We start from the raw sequence: 20,551 nt of genomic DNA, 5'->3' as shown, positions 1-20,551 counted from the left end.
TTATTTGTCGTGTTCGCCTGCATTGCTTACCGCATGCCACAGCTTCACGGCTTCTACTGCCGCTTTAACATCGTGCACTCTTAAAATGTCGGCCCCCTTGTTGAGCGCTATGGTGTTCAGCACGGTGGTGCCGTTCAATGCCTCGTTGGCGGTGGTGCCCAATAGCCCGTAGATTATGCGCTTGCGCGATACGCCTGCCAATAAAGGTAGTTGCAACATCTTGAAGCCGCTCATACGATCAAGCAATTCGTAGCTATGTTCGGCGGTCTTGGCAAAACCAAAGCCGGGGTCAAGGATCACATCGTGGATGCCCATGCCACGCAGGGTCTCATAACGCTCCACAAAATGGTCGAACACCTCGCTGAATATATCGGTATAACTGGCCATTTGTACCATGTTTTGTGGAGTTCCTTTCATGTGCATTAATATGTAAGGAACCTGCAAGCGGGCCACGGTGCTGAACATGTCCTCATCTAAGGTGCCGCCGCCTATGTCATTAATAATGTGTGCTCCGGCCTTAATGGCCTCCTCGGCAACATCAGCTCTAAAGGTATCGATAGATAATACCGCATCAGGATAAGCTTTTACGATAGCCTCAACCGCTGGTAGCAGACGGTCCTTCTCCTCCTGCGGACCAATGTCAGCAGCGCCCGGGCGAGATGAGTAAGCGCCCAGATCGAGCATTCCAGCACCTTCGGCAAGCATTTGCTTGGCTTGCAGCACGGCGTCATCTACCGCAGGTTTGCGGCTTGCACTAAAGAAAGAATCGGGCGTAAGGTTGATGATGCCCATCACTTGAGGCACACTCAGATCGATCAGCTTACCACCTGCATTAATGATCGCCTTTTTACGAAAAACTGTATCTTTAGCCATTTACGGCCGGGTATATTTACCGGTGCCGCAAATATAGTTCACTAAAAGTAAGATCTACCGTTTTGAGCAATACCATAGCAGAATATAATGCCGTGATCGACAACTGTAAAAGCCTGTTCATCAAAAAAACACGCGATTACGGTACGGCCTGGCGCATCCTTAGGCCATCATCCATTACCGATCAGATCTTCATCAAGGCGCAGCGCATCCGCACGCTGGAGGAGAAAAAAGTATCGATGGTGGGCGATGACATCAAGGGCGAGTACATCGGCATCGTCAATTACTGCTTGATCGCCATGATGCAACTGGAATGTGGTGCGGATACGCCATTGGAAATGCCGGTCGACCAGGTGGCGCAGTTATTTGATCGCTTTGCCAACGAGACCCGTGACCTGATGATGGCCAAAAATCATGACTACGGAGAGGCCTGGCGCGATATGCGTGTCAGTTCGCTCACTGATCTGATCCTGATGAAATTGCTCCGTGTAAAACAGATCGAGGATAATCAGGGACTTACCCTGGCATCAGAAGGGGTAAAGGCAAACTATCAGGATATGCTCAACTACGCGGTATTCGCATTGATCAAAACCCCCTAACCCCCTGAAGGGGGAACTCTTGAAGTATTTAAAAATAATAGATTGGATACATCTACATATCATAAGGACAACGTTCCAACTCCCCCTTTAGGGGGCTGGGGGGTATGGTTTTGCCGCATAGCCGTAGGCCTGCTCTTTATATTTTCGGGGCTGATCAAGGCTAATGATCCACTCGGCTTCTCGTATAAGCTGGAAGAATACTTTGAGGTGTTCCACATGACCTTTTTGAATGATCTGTCGCTAAGTTTATGTATAATACTTTGTGCCATGGAAATGGTGCTGGGTTTTACGTTGCTGATCGGTATACGCATCAACACCGTGACCTGGGGGCTTTTGCTACTGATCATCTTCTTCGGGTTCCTGACGTTTTATTCTGCCTTTTTTAAGGTGGTGCAAACCTGTGGTTGTTTTGGCGATGCCATACCGCTTACGCCATGGCAATCGTTCGGTAAGGATATGGTATTGCTGGCCTTGGTGCTGGTCGTGTTCTTCAACCGCAAAAGCATCAGGCCGCTGGTGAGCGAAAAGGCCGAGAAGATCTGGCTTACCGCCGCAGTTGTAGTGTCATTAGGCATCGGACTGTACACCTACAACTTCCTGCCCGTGTTCGACTTTTTGCCTTACAGGATAGGCAATAACATCCCGCAACAAATGAGTACCCCTGCCGGTGCTTTGCCCGATGAGTACGAACTGACCTATCATCTCAAGAATAAAGCCACTGGTACCGAGAAGAACATGAACGACAAGGAGTACCTGAAAAGCGGCATTTGGAAAGACGCTAATTGGCAGATACAGGGCGACCCGGAGCGCAAACTCATCAAAAAAGGCTTTGAACCCAAGATCCGCGATCTGGGTATCAATGATGGTCATGGCAGTGATTATACGCAAGAACTATTAGGCAACCCGTTCTACAGTCTGGTGGTCGTAGCGTATGACCTCCATCATGCCAATGAGGCCGCCTTGGGCAAATTGAACGCTATGGCCATTGATCTGCGGCAAAATTACAACATGCGTACGGTCATGCTTACCGCAGCCTCACCTGCCGATGCGGCAGCATTCAGCAAGCAGCACCATCTGGTCTTTGAGATATTTCATGCTGATGGCGTGCCGCTCAAGACCATGGTACGGGCTAACCCGGGTGTGATACTGCTCAAGAATGGCACGGTGATCAATAAATGGCATCATCATACCATACCTTCGTATGATGGTTTGGTGAAGCGATACCTGCAAAAGCAATAGTGGCATGATCATCAATTACCTGCTTCGTAAAATAGGATATAGCCTGGCCGTGATGCTGGGCATCGTGGTGGTGGTGTTCTTCCTGTTCAACATACTACCGGTGGACCCTGCCCGCATGACCCAAGGTCAGCGCGCCGATGTACAGTCGTTGGAGGCAGTGCGTAAGGAGTTCGGGTTAGATAAGCCTGTGCCCGTGCAGTTCCTTTATTATTTAAATGATCTTTCGCCCATTGGCATACATGAGCGCAGTGCCGAGGAGCAGGAGCGGTACGGATATATAAAGTTGTTCCCAGTATCGGCCACGCATGCAGTTTGCCTGAAATGGCCCTACCTGCGCCGTTCGTACCAGACACATAAGGATGTGGCCGAACTGCTAATGCAAGTTATCCCTAATACCCTCGTGCTGGCCGTGCTGGCTATGCTGATGGCGATCGTATTAGGCATATTGTTGGGTGTGCTAAGCGCCGTCCATCAAAATACCTGGATCGACCGCTTGGCAGTTGGCTTTTCGGTGCTAGGTATATCGGCACCATCGTTCTTTGCCGGTATCATCATTGCCTGGCTGTTCGGCTTTGTTTGGAACCGTTATACCGGGTTGAACATGACCGGTAGTTTATACAGCTACGACCCGTTCAAAGGCGAGGTGCTCACCTGGAGTAACGTCATCCTGCCGGCGGTCACGCTGGGTTTACGCCCGTTGGCTATCATCGTACAACTCACCCGCAGCTCTATGCTCGAGGTGTTAGGGCAGGATTTTATCCGCACCGCCAAGGCCAAAGGTTTGAGCAGAAATACGGTCATCTACCGTCATGCGCTGCCCAATGCGATCAATCCGGTGATCACGGCCATTGCCAACTGGTTCGCCTCGTTGCTGGCAGGTTCGTTCTTTGTGGAGTATGTGTTCGGCTATAATGGCTTGGGAAAAGTGACGGTGGATGCCCTGGAGATGTCTGATTTTCCGGTGATCATTGGCTCGATCTTATTCATTGCCTTTATTTTTGTGATCATCAATATTATGGTCGATGTGATCTACGTATGGATCGATCCGCGGGTCAAATTCAGTTAACCGATGCTTCACCAAAAAATATCATTGCCCGAGCTGTTCATGCTCATCGCTTACATGAGCTTCCCGGTATTCGTGATCGCACGGGTGATCCAGTGGCTGTTGCTTAAGCCGTTCTTTGGCAAGGGCAGGTTGGTGCTTATCCTGTTGGTGTCGCTCATTATCGCGTTCATCTTCACCTTAGTGCTTTGGGGCGAATATAACGGCAACCCACTTTTTGCAGGATTTTTCTGCATCCCTGCAGCAGCGGCCGAGGGCATCGTACTGCTCATGACCTATTTTATCAAAAGATCTTTACTTAAAAAATAAATGGCGCGTATCTTCCTGATCGGCTACATGGGTAGCGGCAAGACCACCCTTGGCCGTAAGCTGGCCAGCCGGCTCAACTATGACTTCATCGACCTTGACCACGCATTGGAAGAGCAGGCCGGCATGACCATAGCCGAATACTTTTCCTCATTTGGCGAAACAGCGTTCCGCGTGGCCGAGTCAGAGATATTGAGGCAAACCGCCTACCCCGAAAATGTGATCATTTCCACCGGAGGCGGCGCCCCCTGCTTTTTTGACAATATGGATTGGATGAACGCCAATGGCACCACCCTGTATATTAAGTTGTCACCTAAGACATTGGCCGATCGCTTAGAGCACGGGAAAGAGGCACGGCCGATCCTTCGCGATAAGCATGGCGACGAACTGGTAGCTTTCATTGCCGAAAAATTGACCGAACGCGAACCATTTTATACCCGCGCCAAGGTGATAATTGATGGCCTCGGTTTGACCGCCGACAAAGCTGCACAGGTACTGGGGCTGTAGCTGAATATTGCCGCCAATATTTTGACCGTTCAGTTAAAAACTTTTTAAGGGCTGCTTTGCTTACTTTTGACGTACGTAATTTATGAACATCCTGAAAAGAAGTACGGTAACTGCCGCCGCGCTACTGTTGACCGCCACTGCGAGCTTTGCCCAAAAAGCTGACTTTATCTCGTCATTGAATACACCCAACCGTTGGGTCGATTCGGTTTTTAAGACCCTTGATCGCAAGCATAAGATCGCGCAACTGTTCTTCATCAGGGCGCATACTAATAAGGGGCAGGCCTATGCCGATTCGGTGGCACGAGTGATCCAGGAAGAGCAACCCGGCGGTCTGGTGTTCTTCCAGGGTGGGCCGGTAAGGCAGGCACAACTCACAAACCGTTATCAAAAACTATCCAACATACCCATGCTGGTGGCCATGGATGGCGAATGGGGGCTGGGCATGCGACTGGATTCGACCATATCATACCCATACCAAATGACGTTGGGCGCTATACAGAACGACAAGCTCATTCGCGAAATGGGTAAACAGATCGCGTTCGATTTTAAGCGTATAGGTGCCCATATCAATTTTGCTCCGGTGTTGGATGTGAACAACAATCCCAATAATCCGGTGATCAACTACCGGTCATTTGGTGATGACAAATACAAAGTGGCCCTGCGTGGCATCGCTTACATGCAGGGCATGCAGCAGGCTGGGCTGATTACCACCGCCAAGCACTTCCCGGGTCATGGCGATACCAACGTCGATTCGCATTTTGACCTGCCGCAGTTGCCGTTCACCCGCCAGCGGTTAGATACGTTGGAAGAGTATCCTTTTAAAGAAGCCATCAAGGCGGGTATAAGTGGTGTCATGGTGGCTCACCTGAGTATTCCGGCATTGGAACCGGCCAAAAATATGCCTTCGTCGTTGTCGCGGCCCATCATTACCGGTATACTCAAGAACCAGTTGGGTTTTAAAGGACTGGTAGTGTCTGATGCCATGGAGATGAAAGGCGTGACCAAATATTTCCCTAATGGTGAGGCCGACCTTCGGGCGTTCATGGCCGGCACCGATATCATCGAGCTATCAGAGAACTCATACGGAGCCATCAAGGCGATCAGGCGAGCCATCCGTAGCGGCAAGGTAAGCGATGCGGTATTGGATGCCAAGGTAAAAAAAGTACTGTACGCCAAGTACTGGGCTGGGTTAGCCAATTATAGTCCTGCCGATGTGCAAGGCATCAGTGCCGACCTCAACCGCAACACCGCCAAAGAGCTGGTGCAGCAATTGAGCGATAATGCCGTGACCATGCTACAGGACAACGGCCTGTTGGAAAGGTTCAACTTTATGCAGAAGACCGCCTTGGTGAGCATAGGCGTTACACTGCCTACCGTTTACCAGCAAGAACTGGCCAAATATTACTTGAACAGTACGCTCTTCACGCTGAAAAAGAACGCCCAGCCTTACGAGATCAATAAGCTGATCAACGATCTTAAGGGTTACAAGCAGATCATCATTGGCGTGCATGATGAACGCTTGCGCCCGCAAAGCAAATTGGACCTTACGGCACAAGTTAAGGATGCTGTAGTCCAGATCGCCGAGATGCCGAATGCAGCGCTCAGCCTTTTTGCTAACCCTTACACGCTGGCATCCATGCCGGGCATCGAGCGTACGGGGGTGTTATTAGCGGCTTACCAAAAAGATGAAAGCATGCAACGTGCTGCGGCCCGGGTGCTTTCGCGTCAGCTTACTCCTTCGGGGCGGTTACCGGTCAATATCAATTCGTACTTTACCAATGGCTGGGGTATGGGCCAGCCAAAAATAGCGTTATGACGCTGCGCGTGGCCCGCCATACTACCGACCTTGACCGAATGATCCGCTTTTATGGCGATATACTTGGGTTGGAGGTATTGGGTCGATTCGCCGACCACAATGGCTACGATGGTGTATTCATCGGCATCCCGAAAGCACCCTGGCATTTAGAGTTCACTACATCCCAACATCCACCCGTTCATCATCCTGATGCTGATGACCCGCTGGTGTTTTATATGGACAGCGCTGAGGAACTGACCACTGTTCAGCAAAGGTTCACCTCATTTGATGTGATGCCGGTCGTGCCTAAAAATCCATATTGGCAACAAAACGGTACCCAGTATAATGACCCAGATGGTTACGGCGTCATCATTGCCTTAAAAGGTCATTATTGATCGGCTATTGATCATGGTTATTCGCCCATCGCTTTGTCTCGCCTGTACTTCTGTTCAGTAACTATCAAGCAACTATAATGCTGTTCAGCAATGATTTTATTGCTTTAACATTAATTTGCTAAAAAATTTTGCAATAATAAAATATAGTATTTAGCTTAATGGTCTTAAACCAACCAACCATGTTCAAAAGACCCTTATCTCTCAAAGGCCGTATCGGCCGTACCGAGTATGTACTATCTTTCGTAGTATATGCTGCTATCTCTGCTTTCGCGATCATGAGCATCCTTGCAGGTGGCTCTATGTTATTATTGCTGGCCTTCCCAGTGTTGTTGTGGTTCGCGTTAGCGCAAAATACCAAACGCTGCCATGACCGTGGCAACTCGGGCTGGTATCAGCTTATTCCTTTTTACGGTCTGTGGATGCTGTTCGCCGCAGGTGACCCGGGCACCAACCAATACGGCCCGAGCCCTAAAGGCTCTAACGAACTGGAAGTTCAGCCAGCTGTTCAATAAAACAAAAAAGGTTGCCCTTGATCAAGGGCAACCTTTTTTGTTTATAAATCGGTAGATGCTATTCTACCAGTTTTTTGTATTTAATGCGCTTAGGCGCTACATCGCCCAGGCGCTTCTTGCGGTTCTCTTCGTAGTCGCTATAGTTACCTTCAAAGAAATACACCTGCGAGTCGCCTTCAAAAGCAATGATGTGGGTACAGATACGATCCAGGAACCAGCGGTCGTGACTGATGATCACGGCGCAACCACCAAAATCATCAAGCGCCTCCTCCAATGAACGTAAGGTGTTCACGTCAATATCATTGGTAGGCTCATCGAGTAACAGAACGTTCGAGCCTTTTTTGAGCGTGATGGCCAGGTGTACCCGGTTACGCTCACCACCCGATAAAACATTTACCTTTTTTTGCTGATCCCCGCCGTTGAAGTTAAAACGCGATACGTAAGCGCGCGAGTTGACCGGGCGGTTACCCAGCATAATGGTCTCCTGCCCGTCGGTGATGTTCTCCCAAACCGACTTGTCGGCCTTCAGGTCGTCATGCATCTGGTCAACATAACCTAACTTAACGGTCTCACCCACGCGGAAGGTACCTGCATCAGGCTGCTCCTGGCCGGTGATCAAACGGAACAGGGTGGTCTTACCGGCGCCGTTAGGTCCAATGATACCTACGATACCTGCCGGAGGTAACGAGAAACTCAGGTTCTCGAATAATACCCTGTCGCCATAAGCCTTGGTCACGTTGTTCACCTCGATCACCACATTGCCCAACCGCGGGCCTGGCGGGATGAACAGTTCCAGTTTGTCTTCACGCTCGCGTGTTTCCTCACTGGCCAGTTTCTCGTAGTTAGCCAAACGGGCCTTACCCTTGGCATGGCGGGCTTTGGGAGCCATACGCACCCACTCCAGCTCGCGCTCAAGGGTCTTTTGGCGTTTGCTTTCGGTCTTTTCTTCCTGAGCCAAGCGTTTAGCCTTTTGATCCAGCCAACTCGAGTAGTTGCCTTTCCACGGGATACCTTCGCCGCGGTCAAGCTCTAGGATCCAGCCGGCTACGTTATCCAGGAAGTAACGGTCGTGCGTTACGGCGATCACGGTACCTTTATATTGCTTTAAGTGCTGCTCCAGCCAATCGATACTTTCGGCATCTAAGTGGTTGGTAGGCTCATCCAGCAACAACACATCTGGCTCTTGTAACAACAAGCGGCACATAGCCACGCGGCGACGCTCACCACCTGACAGCACGGCGATCTTGGTGTCAGGGTCAGGACAACGCAGGGCATCCATCGCACGTTCCAATTTGGTGTCCAGTTCCCAAGCGTTCGATGAGTCGATGATGTCCTGCAGTTCACCCTGGCGGGTCATCAACTTATCCATCGCATCGGCATCCTCATAATATTCCGGAAGGCCGAATTTCTCGTTGATCTCTTCGTATTCCTTTAATATTGCAGTGGTCTCAGCAACGCCTTCTTCCACTACCTCGCGTACGGTCTTTTCAGGGTCGAGCTCAGGCTCCTGTGCCAGGTAGCCTACTGAGTAACCGGGTGAGAAAACGACCTCGCCTTGGATCGACTTATCTAACCCTGCAATGATCTTGAGCAATGATGATTTACCTGAACCGTTCAAACCTATAACGCCGATCTTAGCGCCATAGAAAAAAGATAGGTATATGTTCTTTAGTACTTGTTTTTGAGGCGGGTATATCTTACTTACACCAGCCATCGAGAATATGATCTTTTCGTCAGCCATTCTTGATATGTTGAAATTCAAATATCAGCCAAATAGCGGGGCTTTGCAACTACAATAGCATCATTCGATAAGCGTTCGACCGAACATATCTCAGTGCTGATATCGATTTGTAAATAACTGAAACTCTATACCGCAACTTTGCGTTCAACCCTTATGCCTATTTGACACAGTTAGTGTGACTAATTTTCAGGAAAGGCATAAGTGAAGCTGGCCGATATATTTTGTTAAACTTTATACAATTATTCGCATCAAATACTAAATTGCAGTTGTTGAACGTGTTTATTTAGCGTTGAATGTCATAATTGTCGACCCGGTGAGCCGGGCCGCGGGCCAGCCGACCATACATTACAATTAAATAGCAATTTAAAATAGCCGCTGTTGAAGGTTGGCAACATTGTTGTTAAAACTTATAAGATCCTTTTGGGTACCCTTAAAACGATATTTGATCGGGTCAAAAAAAATTAAAATATAGAAAGGTACTCGATGGAAGCTAAATTTTCGCCACGTGTTAAGGATGTGATCTCCTACAGTCGGGAAGAGGCTCTGCGCCTTGGTCATGACTACATAGGAACAGAACATCTGTTATTAGGACTTATTCGCGACGGCGACGGGATAGCCATAAAATTGCTGAAAGGCTTAAATGTGGATACCGCCAAGTTACGCCGCGCTGTTGAAGATGCTGTTAAAGGTACTACCGGAACCAACGTTCATATCGGCAGCATTCCTTTGACCAAACAAGCCGAGAAGGTTTTAAAAATAACTTATTTGGAAGCCAAGATATTCAAAAGTGATATCATTGGAACCGAACACTTATTACTCTCTATTTTACGTGATGAAGATAACATAGCCTCACAATTGCTGATGCAATTCAATGTGAACTATGAGATCTTTAAAGGTGAGGTAGAAGCGCATAAGAACATCACTGATGAGATGCCAGGTTCATCTACTGGTGGTGATGATGATTTTAAAGAAGAAGAATCATTCAGCCAGCCTAAAAAAGTGTCAGACATTAAATCGAAGACACCAGTGCTGGATAACTTTGGCCGCGACCTGACCAAAGCTGCCGAAGAAGGCCGCCTGGATCCGATCGTTGGTCGTGAGAAAGAGATCGAGCGTGTATCGCAGATCCTGTCTCGCCGTAAAAAGAACAACCCGATACTGATCGGTGAGCCGGGTGTGGGTAAATCGGCCATTGCCGAAGGACTTGCCTTGCGCATTGTTCAACGTAAAGTATCGCGCGTGTTGTTCAACAAACGAGTGGTTACGTTAGACCTTGCTTCTCTTGTGGCCGGTACTAAATACCGTGGCCAGTTCGAGGAGCGTATGAAAGCCGTGATGAACGAGCTGGAAAAATCGCCAGACGTGATCTTGTTCATTGACGAGATCCATACCATAGTAGGTGCCGGTGGTGCCTCAGGTTCTTTGGATGCGTCGAACATGTTTAAACCGGCTTTGGCCAGGGGTGAGATACAATGCATTGGCGCCACCACTTTAGATGAGTATCGCCAGTACATTGAAAAAGATGGCGCGCTAGATCGTCGTTTCCAAAAGGTGATGGTGGAACCTGCCAGCCCTGATGAGACCATCGAGATCCTGACCCGCATTAAGGACAAGTATGAAGAGCACCATGGTGTTACCTATACTCCTGAAGCGATCAATGCCTGCGTAAGCTTAACTGCCCGCTACATCACCGACAGGTTCTTACCTGATAAAGCGATCGATGCATTGGATGAGGCTGGTTCAAGGGTACACTTGACCAACATCCACGTGCCAGAGAACATACTGGAGATCGAGCAAAAGATCGAGCAGATCAAGGTTGAGAAGAACAAGGTGGTTCGCAGCCAGAAGTACGAAGAAGCAGCCAAGCTTCGTGATACTGAAAAGCATTTGTTGGAAGAGTTAGAGCAAGCTAAAGCAGCTTGGGAAGCTGAGACCAAATCGAAACGTTACACCGTATCTGAAGAGAACGTTGCCGAAGTTGTGGCCATGATGACCGGTATACCGGTTCAAAAAGTTGGTCAGGCCGACAGCCAAAAACTGCTGAATATGGGCTTGAGCATTCAGGACAAGATCATTGGCCAGGATGATGCGATCAAGAAATTGACCCGTGCTATTCAACGTACCCGTGCCGGATTGAAAGATCCTAAAAAGCCGATCGGTTCGTTCATCTTCTTAGGTCCTACCGGTGTTGGTAAGACCGAGTTAGCCAAAGAGCTTGCGCGCTTTATGTTCGATACCGAGGATGCCTTAATCCAGATCGATATGAGCGAGTACATGGAGAAATTCGCTGTGTCACGCTTGGTAGGAGCGCCTCCGGGCTACGTGGGTTACGAAGAAGGTGGCCAATTGACCGAAAAGGTACGTCGCAAACCATATGCGGTAGTATTACTTGACGAGATCGAGAAGGCTCACCCTGACGTGTTCAACATTCTGTTACAGGTATTAGACGAAGGTCAATTGACCGATTCATTAGGCCGTAAGGTGGACTTTAGGAATACGATCATCATTATGACCTCTAACATTGGTGCCCGTCAGTTAAAAGACTTTGGTCAAGGCGTTGGTTTCAGCACTACCGCTAAAGCTAACCAGGCTGACGCCCATTCAAGAGGCGTGATCGAGAACGCTTTGAAACGTGCTTTCGCTCCTGAGTTCCTGAACCGTATCGACGATGTGATCGTGTTCAACTCATTGACCAAAGAGAACATCTACAAGATCATCGATATCGAGCTGGCTTCATTGTTCGGCCGTATCAATGGATTGGGTTATAAAGTTGAACTGACCGAAAATGCTAAAGAAGTGATCGCAGAGCGCGGTTACGACGAGAACTTCGGTGCACGTCCGTTGAAACGAGCCATCCAAAAATACCTGGAGGATCCGATCGCAGAAGAAATCTTGAAAGGTGAACTGACCGATGGTGACGTTATGGAAGTTGACTTTGACAAAGAGGCCAACGAGATCAAAGTGATCGCCAAGCACAGCGGCGAGAGCAAGACCTCGGAGACCGAGCAAGAAGGCTAAGAACTTCTTGTACAACTAAAAAGAGCCGCTGATCGATCAGCGGCTCTTTTTAGTTGTACAGGTTTTACCGTTGAACCCGAAAATTTGTATGGAAATTATTGAATTATCTGGGAAATTCTTGCTTTATGTGTAAGCTCTAATTTTACTTTTTATTGTCCGCCTCGTTAGGGTCATAATCTACCGGAAGCATTTTGGCCATACGGTCTTTTGCCCAATAGCCTTCAAAAATTATGGAGGTAGGATTAATGATCACTCCGTTCATGTCAAAAAAGATGTAGGGGTCATTGATCACCATCAGGCTGGTTCGGTTGTTGGGTGCGTTCAGCGGCTTATTAGTATAGCTGCCATCATCACTTTTTTTGGTGTAAATAACATAAGGTATGTATTGATAGCCAAAAGCAAATATCCCCCGCTGGTCTGTGCGTTTCAATAGGCTGTCTACCCGGAGTGGTTTGGTAACCAGTATCTCCACCGTTTTTGATAATCGGTTCTTGTTCCCCCAATAAATAAGAGAATCTCCGCCCGACATGACCATACTGCTGCCTTGTAACCTTTTCGCTCTAAACTCTTTCAATTTAGCTTGTATCAAACTGTCAGGCGGGCGGGCTGGATTAGGCTTGCGCATCAAGGTAAGCGTTTTAAAACCCTGAGCCTCGGCCGATCGCTGCAATACCGACCTCAGATAATGTTGCGACGAGCCGTTATATGCTTCCAGCCGGTTCTTCATCCACTTTTTCATTTGGCGGGGTGTGCCTTTCATGGGGCTGAACAAGACATTGCCTTGGTAATAGAACCTCTGATTAGCATAATTGCGTTCAAAGTCGAGCAACAGATATTTGATCTTATAGCCCAGCGCATTATTTTCAAATTCGATATAATCGTTAGACGAGCCGATCAGTGCGTTAGCCTTTCTGTCATATGTCAGGTTGATCACCTCGGGGTTCAGTATCTTGCATTGCTGCGCAAAGGGATGTTCGCCAAAGAACTCGGTCTTAAATAGCTTATAGTTCTGTTCCCATTCGGGGTCGGGTTTTACCTCTACGGCTTTGAGGTCAATGGTCTTGGGTTCCAGTTCGATGAAGGGTATGGTCACGTTGGCGTTCACCATCACGGTCCTATGGACGGTCTCAAAGCCGATGGCCGATACCACCATATCATACTGTCCGGGCTTTACGTTGGTGAGCAAGTAACTACCATCCTCGCCTGTGGCTCCTCCTACAGTGGTGTTGCTTAAAAAGATGCTTGCCTTAACGATAGGCTTTTTATCATACAGCCCGATCACCTTACCGCTAATGGTATTTTGCGCACTTACCCACAAGGGCAACACCAGGAGATACAGTAAGAACTTGATCCGCATGATGCAATTAACTAAATAGTTAGTTGTTTTCAAAATAAAAAAGCCGCAGTGCAAGCTGCGGCTTTTTTATAACGGTGGGGTATGTTTTATTTGCTCATTTGGTCAATAACTGCCTGTGTAACACCAGTGTATGAGAAACCGCCATCGTGGAACAGGTTCTGCATGGTCACCATTTTGGTGAGGTCGCTGAACAGGGTGATCGCGTAGTCGGCGCACTGGTCGGCGGTGGCATTACCCAGCGGACTCATCTTTTCGGCGAATTCGATAAAGCCATCAAAACCTTTAACGCCTGATCCGGCAGTGGTGCGGGTAGGTGATTGTGAGATGGTGTTCACACGTACGTTCTTTTTCATGCCGTACTCGTAACCAAAGTTACGGGCAATGCTTTCCAATACGGCTTTGTTATCGGCCATATCATTGTAACCAGGGAAGTAGCGCTGAGCGGCGATGTAGCTCAAAGCCACTACCGAACCCCACTCGTTGATAGCGTCATGCTTCATGGCCGCCTGCAGGATGCGGTGCAAGCTCAGGGCCGATATATCAAATCCTTTGAAAGTGAAATCGTAGTTATTGTCGGTGTATGGGATGTTCTTGCGTACGTTAACGCTCATACCGATAGAGTGCAGAATGAAATCCACGCCACCGTTAAAGTGCTCCTGCGTTTTGGTGAACAGGTTGTTGATATCATCCATATTGGTAACATCGGCACCGATCACCGGGGCATTGCACTCTTCGGCAAGTTTGTTAAGCTCGCCCATGCGCAGGGCTATAGGGGCGTTCGAAAGTACGATCTGGGCACCTTCCTGGGTTGCGCGTTGTGCTACTTTCCAGGCGATAGATTGCTCGTTCAAGGCGCCAAAAATGATACCTTTTTTACCTTGTAATAAATTATAAGCCATTATAGTGGAATTGATTATCGGGTGGTAAAGGTAAAAATTATTTAGCAGTAAGCCAGCAGGATAAAAAAAGATCGGCGGTCAAAGGCGGTAGTCCATTCCTAATATCAGTCAACTGCCCGTTATGAAATTCGCAAAAAGGGGTGGATACTATCGGTTTTATCACCTTTAAAACACTTAGCCCGCTGTCTTGAGCTGTTACATCCAAGTGTTACCGTGTTACAAATGGTGTTACATTTCAGCTTTTTGTTGGAAAATGTGGAAAAAGTTGGGTTTTTATGAAATTCGTAATGCTGAAAAGTGGGGAAATTCAGGGAATTTTGTTACAGCGATGTAACACCTTTTCGGTACACTAAGGGTGCGTGTTCTTCGGCCGGGATCGAGGTCTCTTATAAAATGAAAGTGTCACTTGATATGAGGGCACATGAAGAGCGGTCAATAAGATGCGATCACTTATCGGTCAATTTGAATTCAACAGTAATAGTTTGATGAATTGTTGTGGCTCGTCCGTTACTTTTCGCAGGGTCCCATTTGCCGGCGTATCTTATAGCGTCCATCACCGCTTGATCGCAGCCATAGCCTAAGCCGTTTAACACTGTAAGATCTCTGGGTGTACCATCACGATCTACAAGGAACGATATTTTGACCATGCCTGCTATATTGTTAGCTACCGCTTGGTGAGGATATATCAGATGTTTTTTAACTGAGTCTAAAAAAGCCGGAGTTTCGCCCTTATAATGCGGGTATTGCTGTACATTAGAAAATACACCGGGATTAGGGTAACTATTAGGAGGCTGAAATATAAAGGGCATTCTTTGAGTTTGCCTCACATGCGCTACTGTTATAGGTTTATCGGCGTTAAGGTCTATATTATCATTAGGTAATGGTAAATAGATCACCATATAACGACTACCTTTATTATATAGCTTTTGTTCTTTATACAAAAAGTGCCTTTCGATAGTGAGGGTATCGTTCACCATTGCTCCATTTATAGCAAAATATCCATTAGCATCTGTTTCACTTAAAAGCGGCGAACCATAAGTAGTATCGTTATGTCTTGATCGCAATACCATTCCTGAAACCGGGTTCCCCTTGTGGTCATAAATATAACCTCTAAGGAATATGGTGTCCCTATACTGCGTTTTGGGTACATATTGCGCTTTGCCGGTACTGCAAAGAACTAATAAGCCGATCAACAGAAGGAGTTCCCTCATAATGATCAGCTATTCAGTAGTTCGCGGGCATTTTGCAGGGCACTTTCGCCTGGCTTGTCGCCGCTCAGCATTTTGGCTATCTCGGTCACGCGTTCCTGCTCGTTAAGCTGCTTGATCTGGGTATAAGTGGTAGCCGAGTCGTTGTTCTTATACACAAAATAATGGCTTTCGCCTTTGCTGGCGATCTGCGGTAAGTGTGTAATGGTGATCACCTGCAAGTTGCCCGCCAGGCGCTCCATAATAACGCCCACCTTGTTAGCCACTTCACCTGACACCCCTGTATCGATCTCGTCAAAAATAATGGTGGGCAATGCGGTATAGCGCGCAATGATGGATTTGATGCTCAGCATCAACCTCGAAAGCTCACCCCCCGACGCCACCTTACTCATTTCGGCCAGGTTATGCCCTTTGTTGGCCGTGAACAGGAACTTGATCTGGTCGGTACCGGTACGGGTGAGTTCATGACCGGGGGTGGAGGTATGGTCTATCTTCAGGTGGGCATTACCCATTCCCATTTCGGCCAGGGTGCTCATCACTTGTTTCTCGATATCGGGTAATGCTTTGACCCGGTTGGCTGACAGCTGACCGGCCAGCGTAGTAAGGTCTTTGCGTTGCAGATCGATCTCTTGTTGTAAACCGCTGATCTCTTCGTCGCCAAAAAGGGCTTGCTGTACTTTGGCCGATAGGTCCTCCTGTATGGCCAGTAACTCGGCATTAGTATTAACCCGGTGCTTTTTTTGCAGGTTGTAGATCATGCTCAGGCGAGTGTTCACCTCATCGGCGCGGGCCTCATTGGTCATGGTCTGCTGCTCAATGGTCTCTATCTCGGCCGCTATATCCTTCAGCTCGATCAGGGTGCTGTTCAGGCGTTCATGCAGTTCGGCAATGGCAGGGTTATATTTTTCAAGGGCCGATAATTGTTGGTAAGCCTCTTTGAGCTGCAACGTAACGGCAGCCTCGCCATCCTGTATCAGGTACAAGGCGCCGGTCAGGTTGCGTTTGATCTCTTCGGCGTTGTTCAGCGTGTACAGTTCCTGCTCAAGGTCGGCCTGCTCGTCGGCTTGTAAACCGGCCTTTTCCAGCTCATCATACTGGAACTGGTAATAATCCAGGTCGGCCTTGGCCTTGTCGTTGTCGGCAATGAGTTGTTGTAAACGAGTGGTGGCCTTTTTATACGCGCGATAGTTGGTCTGATATTCGGCCAGCAAAGGTTGGTGCTTGGCCACACTATCCACCACCAACAGTTGAAAGGCCGGGTCGTTGATCTCGCGTGTGGCCTGCTGTGAGTGGATATCGATCAGTTGCTCGCCCAGCAGTTTAAGCGTGGCCAGGTTCACAGGTGTATCGTTCACAAAGGCCCGCGACCGACCATCGGCCGATATCTCGCGGCGCAAAATGGTCTCGGCGTGGTGATCCAGGTCATTTTCCTCAAAAAAGTTCTTGAGGTGCAGTTCGTCTATATGGAACGTACCCTCTATGATGCATTTCTTTTGCTGGTCAAAAAAATACTTGCTCTCGGCACGCTGACCTAAAATGAGCGATAATGCCCCCAATATGATCGATTTACCGGCACCTGTTTCGCCGGTAATGATGTTCAGCCCTGCATCAAAACTGATCTGCAGGTTATCGATCAAAGCATAATTATGAATGGTTAGCTGTTGCAGCATGCAGATGTTCGTATTGGTACCACAAAGATACTCAAATGCAAAAGCAATGCCTACAGGTGAGGGTGGCGTTATTTTTTGGACGGGCTTTATCTACTCAGATCCAGTCATGCTGAACTTGTTTCAGCATCCCACATGCAAGGTTAGCTTATTGTCCACTTGTCCTGAGAGATGCCGATATGCATCGGCATGACCGGTTCGGGGGTGAGAGCAGCTTTTAAATCCTTAAATAAAAATGTCATGCTGAGCGTAGCCGAAGCATCCTATCGAATAACACGATCGGTTCGCATGTATAAGATGTTTCGACTACGCTCAACATGACAGCGTGTGGGGTGTTACCATATTAACCCATTCCGTCATGATGAACTTGTTTCAGCATCCCACATGCAAGGTTAGCTTATTGTCCACTTGTCCTGAGGGATGCCGATATGCATCGGCATGACCGGTCGGGGGGAGAGAAGCCCTTAAATAAAAATGTCATGCTGAGCGCAGCCGAAGCATCCTATTATGTAACACCATCGGTCGCATGTATAAGATGTTTCGGCTACGCTCAACATGACAAGGTATAGGGTATTGTCACAGCAAGGTCGGCTACTTGTCCTGAGGGATGCCGATATGCATCGGCATGACCGGTTCGGGGGTGAGAGCAGCTCTTAAATCCTTAAATAAAAATGTCATGCTGAGCGTAGCCGAAGCGTCCTATCAAGTAACACGATCGGTTCGCATGTATAAGATGTTTCGACTACGCTCAACATGACAGTGTGTAGGATAGCACTGTGGTAACCCATCCCGTCATGCTGAACTTGTTTCAGCATCTCACAGCAAGGTTGGCTACTTGTCCTGAGCGATACCGATATGCATCGGCATGACGGGGTTGGTGAAGGTGGGGGCACAGTAACCCATCCCGTCATGCTGAACTTGTTTCAGCATCCCACATGCAAGGTAGCGCACTTGAGGGATGGCGATATGCATCGGCATGACGGGATGGGATGATGTATAGCAATTGGTGCAGCTGCACCCGCCTTACGGCTTTTCGGTCTTTTCTTTGATCTGGATCTCTTTGAGTTCAGGCTTTTCGGACTTCTCTTTGATCTCGATCTTTTCCTTCAATTCAGGCTTCTCCCTGATCTCTATCTTTTCTTTCAGTTCGGGTTGTTCAGGTCTTTCTTTGATATCAATCTGCTTTCTGATCTCGTTAGCATTATTATAACCCAATTTGCTGCTACGCTGGTATAGCTTGGCCGCAGCTTCCTGAAGCTTTTTCTGGTCTTTCTTGATCTCAGGCGAGTTAGCATACTGCTCCATCTGCGCTTGTATCCTTTTCATCTTGGCCTGTAGTGGCGCAATGTTCAGCTCTTTTTGGCGTGCCGCTATTTTGGCGTTGAGGCTATCCAGGCTTTTGTCCAGGGTGCGTGTTCTTTCGCCGTTGGCACTAACCTCGAACCCTTTGCCTAATGATTCCAACTTTTTACTGATAGCCTGTAGCTCGATCGAGGTCTTACGATAATCCTTGCTGGTGGTATCGCCCATGTACTTGGTCAGTTCCAGGGCCTTTTGCGAGGCTTCGGTCACCAGTTCATTGAACTCGGGGGAGCTGGTGATGCGGCTGGCATGCTGCATTTGTTGAGCGATCAGGGCCTGCATCTCAGGGTCTTTCATGCGGGTGGCGATCTGTACCGTGGTCTGCTCTAACTCTTTGCGAATGGAGGCGAACTTTGGGCTCAGGTAAAATTTGGTCACCCGGTCCGAATATTTTCTCACTTCGGCCGCCAGGCTGTCCATGTTAGGGTCCTCGGCTATGCTTTTTGCTGCTACCGGTGGCACCACAGGCATCATGGCTTTTACCGGAGCAACGGGTTTGGCCGGTTTTGGGGGCTTAGGTGCTTTAGGTACGGTGTCAATAAAGGTGTGCAGTACGGCAGGTACATCAACGTGCTTGACCAGTAATTTGCCGTCCTTAAATTCGGGGTTGAACCAGGCGATGCTGCATACGCTGCCGGTGAGTAATACCAATGATAGTGCGAGGTGACGTACGTTACCCGCAGGTGTTGTCGTTTTCATGATGCGTTCTATTCGGTTAAGTAAATGGTTCTTGCCACCGGCCGCCAAGGCCAGGGCGTTCTGTTGAGGCTGAGCTTCCTGTATCTTAAGCAGGGCATAAGCATAATGCAACGGCTGGCCGGTCACGTTCACCACCATATCGTCGCAGCAATGCTCGCGCTCAGTATCGATCATCCGGTCTATAAGGATGTTAAAAGGATTGAAGAACAGGACGGCCGCCTGCAATTGCTGCAGGTAGTTGATCAAATGATCATGCCGCCTGATGTGGGCCAGTTCGTGCACCAATATGGCCTCGATCTCCTGAGGCGATAAGCAGGTGAACATGGCCGCAGGCATAAAGATCACCGGTTTAAGGTAGCCGGCCACGCAGGGTACAGTAGCCAAATGGCTCATACCGGCCTGCACTGGCTTACTGATCTTGAGGCGCTGAGCCAAACGCTGGATCTGTGCGTGCAAGGCAGCGTCAGGTAGCAGGGTCTTTTTAAGTGCCCTTAATTGCTGGCGCCCATAGTATAGCCGCGTGCCTTGTAAGAGCAGTCCACATGCATACAACATGCTGATGAAGGGCAATTGTGGGCGCAGGCTGATGCTGTAACTCTCATAAGCTTTAATGGCCGATGTGCCCAGCGTTTTCAGCGAAAAAGGATAAGCCTGAGGGATCACTGCTGTGTAGGTGTTCCAGTCCTGTTCGTAAAGTTCACTGATCAGGGTGACCATGAACCAAACCCCGATACCCAGCATAGCAGCTACCGAAAGGTTGTACCGCCCGCTTGAACCTATGCCCGGCAGTGCGCCCAACAGGCACCTGAGCAGGAGGTAAATGAGCAGCCCTTGCCATAATGAATGCAATATGGCCATACCAAGCGCTTGTCCTAAATTATACAGCAGTGTTTCCATGAGACTTTAGGGATCAGATCATTCAAATTTTTTCAGATAATCTTTAATGGCCGCTATCTCATCTTTAGAGGCCTGGTGGTTACCCAGGGCCTGCATCACCAGATCGGCCGCCGAACCTTTGAACACGGTATTGATGAATTTATCGAGCGCGCTCTTTTTCACTTGCTGCTCGCTCATGGCCGCAGTATAGATGTGCGTTTTGGCCGAGGCATCGCGCGTTACCAGTCCTTTATCATGCATGATCTGCATGAGCTTGAGGGTAGTGGTGTAACCAGCCTCCTTGGTTTTAAGCAGTTCCTCGTGCACATCACGTACCGAGCACTGGCCCTTTTTCCAAAGCACCTGCAATATCTCTAATTCACTTTCTGTTGGTTTGATATCCATTATGTACGAATCTTGTCGTACAAATATCTACGA

At 48.5% G+C, this 20,551-nt stretch carries 17 protein-coding genes; 9 read left to right on the top strand and 8 right to left on the bottom strand.

What is annotated here, in order from left to right:
• Window positions 1-873, bottom strand: a complete 873-nt coding sequence (folP, locus tag LLH06_RS19555) for a dihydropteroate synthase (protein ID WP_228170973.1) — start codon at window positions 871-873, stop codon at window positions 1-3.
• A gap of 62 nt (window positions 874-935) precedes the next feature.
• On the opposite strand from folP, the gene LLH06_RS19550 reads away from it, so the two are divergent.
• From LLH06_RS19550 to LLH06_RS19515, 8 genes are all read left to right on the top strand, one after another.
• Window positions 936-1,469 carry a DUF1599 domain-containing protein gene (locus LLH06_RS19550; protein WP_228170972.1) on the top strand — a complete coding sequence of 178 codons (534 nt, stop codon included), beginning with the start codon at window positions 936-938 and terminating at the stop codon, window positions 1,467-1,469.
• Between the two features lie 42 nt (window positions 1,470-1,511).
• Window positions 1,512-2,708 carry a BT_3928 family protein gene (locus LLH06_RS19545; RefSeq protein ID WP_228170971.1) on the top strand — a complete coding sequence of 399 codons (1,197 nt, stop codon included), beginning with the start codon at window positions 1,512-1,514 and terminating at the stop codon, window positions 2,706-2,708.
• 4 nt (window positions 2,709-2,712) lie between these two features.
• On the top strand, window positions 2,713-3,774 hold the full coding sequence (locus LLH06_RS19540) for an ABC transporter permease (RefSeq protein WP_317206694.1): 1,062 nt from the start codon (window positions 2,713-2,715) through the stop codon (window positions 3,772-3,774).
• A 3-nt stretch (window positions 3,775-3,777) separates the two neighbouring features.
• A complete protein-coding gene (locus LLH06_RS19535) occupies window positions 3,778-4,080 on the top strand; it encodes a hypothetical protein (RefSeq protein ID WP_228170970.1) in 303 nt (100 codons plus the stop codon).
• Window positions 4,081-4,584 (top strand): shikimate kinase, encoded by a 504-nt coding sequence (locus tag LLH06_RS19530; RefSeq protein WP_228170969.1) that lies wholly within the window; start codon window positions 4,081-4,083, stop codon window positions 4,582-4,584. It abuts the gene before it with no gap.
• An 82-nt stretch (window positions 4,585-4,666) separates the two neighbouring features.
• Complete coding sequence (locus LLH06_RS19525; protein WP_228170968.1) at window positions 4,667-6,400, top strand: glycoside hydrolase family 3 protein; 1,734 nt, start codon at window positions 4,667-4,669, stop codon at window positions 6,398-6,400.
• Window positions 6,397-6,774 carry a VOC family protein gene (locus tag LLH06_RS19520; RefSeq protein ID WP_228170967.1) on the top strand — a complete coding sequence of 126 codons (378 nt, stop codon included), beginning with the start codon at window positions 6,397-6,399 and terminating at the stop codon, window positions 6,772-6,774. Before LLH06_RS19525 ends, LLH06_RS19520 begins: the two co-directional genes overlap by 4 nt.
• A 179-nt stretch (window positions 6,775-6,953) precedes the next feature.
• Window positions 6,954-7,286, top strand: coding sequence for a DUF805 domain-containing protein (locus LLH06_RS19515; RefSeq protein ID WP_228170966.1), 333 nt, complete (start codon window positions 6,954-6,956; stop codon window positions 7,284-7,286).
• Between the two features lie 58 nt (window positions 7,287-7,344).
• Here the strand turns inward: LLH06_RS19515 and ettA are convergent, their stop codons facing one another.
• On the bottom strand, window positions 7,345-9,027 hold the full coding sequence (ettA, locus tag LLH06_RS19510; RefSeq protein ID WP_228170965.1) for an energy-dependent translational throttle protein EttA: 1,683 nt from the start codon (window positions 9,025-9,027) through the stop codon (window positions 7,345-7,347).
• 483 nt (window positions 9,028-9,510) lie between these two features.
• Here ettA and LLH06_RS19505 point away from each other — a divergent pair, with 483 nt between their 5' ends.
• Window positions 9,511-12,045 (top strand): ATP-dependent Clp protease ATP-binding subunit, encoded by a 2,535-nt coding sequence (locus tag LLH06_RS19505; protein ID WP_228170964.1) that lies wholly within the window; start codon window positions 9,511-9,513, stop codon window positions 12,043-12,045.
• A gap of 142 nt (window positions 12,046-12,187) precedes the next feature.
• Here LLH06_RS19505 and LLH06_RS20830 read toward each other — a convergent pair whose 3' ends face one another.
• The 6 genes from LLH06_RS20830 to LLH06_RS19475 form a co-directional block, all read right to left on the bottom strand.
• Window positions 12,188-13,402 carry a carboxypeptidase-like regulatory domain-containing protein gene (locus LLH06_RS20830; RefSeq protein ID WP_228170963.1) on the bottom strand — a complete coding sequence of 405 codons (1,215 nt, stop codon included), beginning with the start codon at window positions 13,400-13,402 and terminating at the stop codon, window positions 12,188-12,190.
• A gap of 86 nt (window positions 13,403-13,488) precedes the next feature.
• Window positions 13,489-14,301, bottom strand: a complete 813-nt coding sequence (locus LLH06_RS19495) for an enoyl-ACP reductase FabI (protein WP_228170962.1) — start codon at window positions 14,299-14,301, stop codon at window positions 13,489-13,491.
• A gap of 446 nt (window positions 14,302-14,747) precedes the next feature.
• Complete coding sequence (locus LLH06_RS19490; RefSeq protein WP_228170961.1) at window positions 14,748-15,512, bottom strand: energy transducer TonB; 765 nt, start codon at window positions 15,510-15,512, stop codon at window positions 14,748-14,750.
• A 5-nt stretch (window positions 15,513-15,517) separates the two neighbouring features.
• Complete coding sequence (gene recN, locus LLH06_RS19485) at window positions 15,518-17,179, bottom strand: DNA repair protein RecN (RefSeq protein WP_228170960.1); 1,662 nt, start codon at window positions 17,177-17,179, stop codon at window positions 15,518-15,520.
• 1,020 nt (window positions 17,180-18,199) lie between these two features.
• On the bottom strand, window positions 18,200-20,134 hold the full coding sequence (locus LLH06_RS19480; protein ID WP_228170959.1) for a M56 family metallopeptidase: 1,935 nt from the start codon (window positions 20,132-20,134) through the stop codon (window positions 18,200-18,202).
• 18 nt (window positions 20,135-20,152) lie between these two features.
• Window positions 20,153-20,518 carry a BlaI/MecI/CopY family transcriptional regulator gene (locus LLH06_RS19475; RefSeq protein WP_228170958.1) on the bottom strand — a complete coding sequence of 122 codons (366 nt, stop codon included), beginning with the start codon at window positions 20,516-20,518 and terminating at the stop codon, window positions 20,153-20,155.
• Window positions 20,519-20,551 lie beyond the last annotated feature (33 nt).

The sequence above is a fragment of the Mucilaginibacter daejeonensis genome, from assembly GCF_020783335.1.
Lineage (GTDB): Bacteria > Bacteroidota > Bacteroidia > Sphingobacteriales > Sphingobacteriaceae > Mucilaginibacter > Mucilaginibacter daejeonensis.
Note: the sequence above shows the minus strand (reverse complement) of the source record. Positions and strands in the feature narration are given on the sequence as shown.

Bases quoted from the DNA above. Each gene is read 5' to 3' on its own strand.
- LLH06_RS19525 (WP_228170968.1), top strand. From the start codon at position 4,667: ATGAACATCCTGAAAAGAAGTACGGTAACTGCCGCCGCGCTACTGTTG.
- LLH06_RS19475 (WP_228170958.1), bottom strand. From the start codon at position 20,518: ATGGATATCAAACCAACAGAAAGTGAATTAGAGATATTGCAGGTGCTT.
- LLH06_RS19490 (WP_228170961.1), bottom strand. From the start codon at position 15,512: ATGAGGGAACTCCTTCTGTTGATCGGCTTATTAGTTCTTTGCAGTACC.
- LLH06_RS19480 (WP_228170959.1), bottom strand. From the start codon at position 20,134: ATGGAAACACTGCTGTATAATTTAGGACAAGCGCTTGGTATGGCCATA.
- ettA (WP_228170965.1), bottom strand. From the start codon at position 9,027: ATGGCTGACGAAAAGATCATATTCTCGATGGCTGGTGTAAGTAAGATA.
- LLH06_RS19530 (WP_228170969.1), top strand. From the start codon at position 4,081: ATGGCGCGTATCTTCCTGATCGGCTACATGGGTAGCGGCAAGACCACC.
- folP (WP_228170973.1), bottom strand. From the start codon at position 873: ATGGCTAAAGATACAGTTTTTCGTAAAAAGGCGATCATTAATGCAGGT.
- LLH06_RS19520 (WP_228170967.1), top strand. From the start codon at position 6,397: ATGACGCTGCGCGTGGCCCGCCATACTACCGACCTTGACCGAATGATC.
- LLH06_RS19505 (WP_228170964.1), top strand. From the start codon at position 9,511: ATGGAAGCTAAATTTTCGCCACGTGTTAAGGATGTGATCTCCTACAGT.
- LLH06_RS19540 (WP_317206694.1), top strand. From the start codon at position 2,713: ATGATCATCAATTACCTGCTTCGTAAAATAGGATATAGCCTGGCCGTG.
- LLH06_RS19515 (WP_228170966.1), top strand. From the start codon at position 6,954: ATGTTCAAAAGACCCTTATCTCTCAAAGGCCGTATCGGCCGTACCGAG.
- LLH06_RS20830 (WP_228170963.1), bottom strand. From the start codon at position 13,402: ATGCGGATCAAGTTCTTACTGTATCTCCTGGTGTTGCCCTTGTGGGTA.
- recN (WP_228170960.1), bottom strand. From the start codon at position 17,179: ATGCTGCAACAGCTAACCATTCATAATTATGCTTTGATCGATAACCTG.
- LLH06_RS19495 (WP_228170962.1), bottom strand. From the start codon at position 14,301: ATGGCTTATAATTTATTACAAGGTAAAAAAGGTATCATTTTTGGCGCC.
- LLH06_RS19535 (WP_228170970.1), top strand. From the start codon at position 3,778: ATGCTTCACCAAAAAATATCATTGCCCGAGCTGTTCATGCTCATCGCT.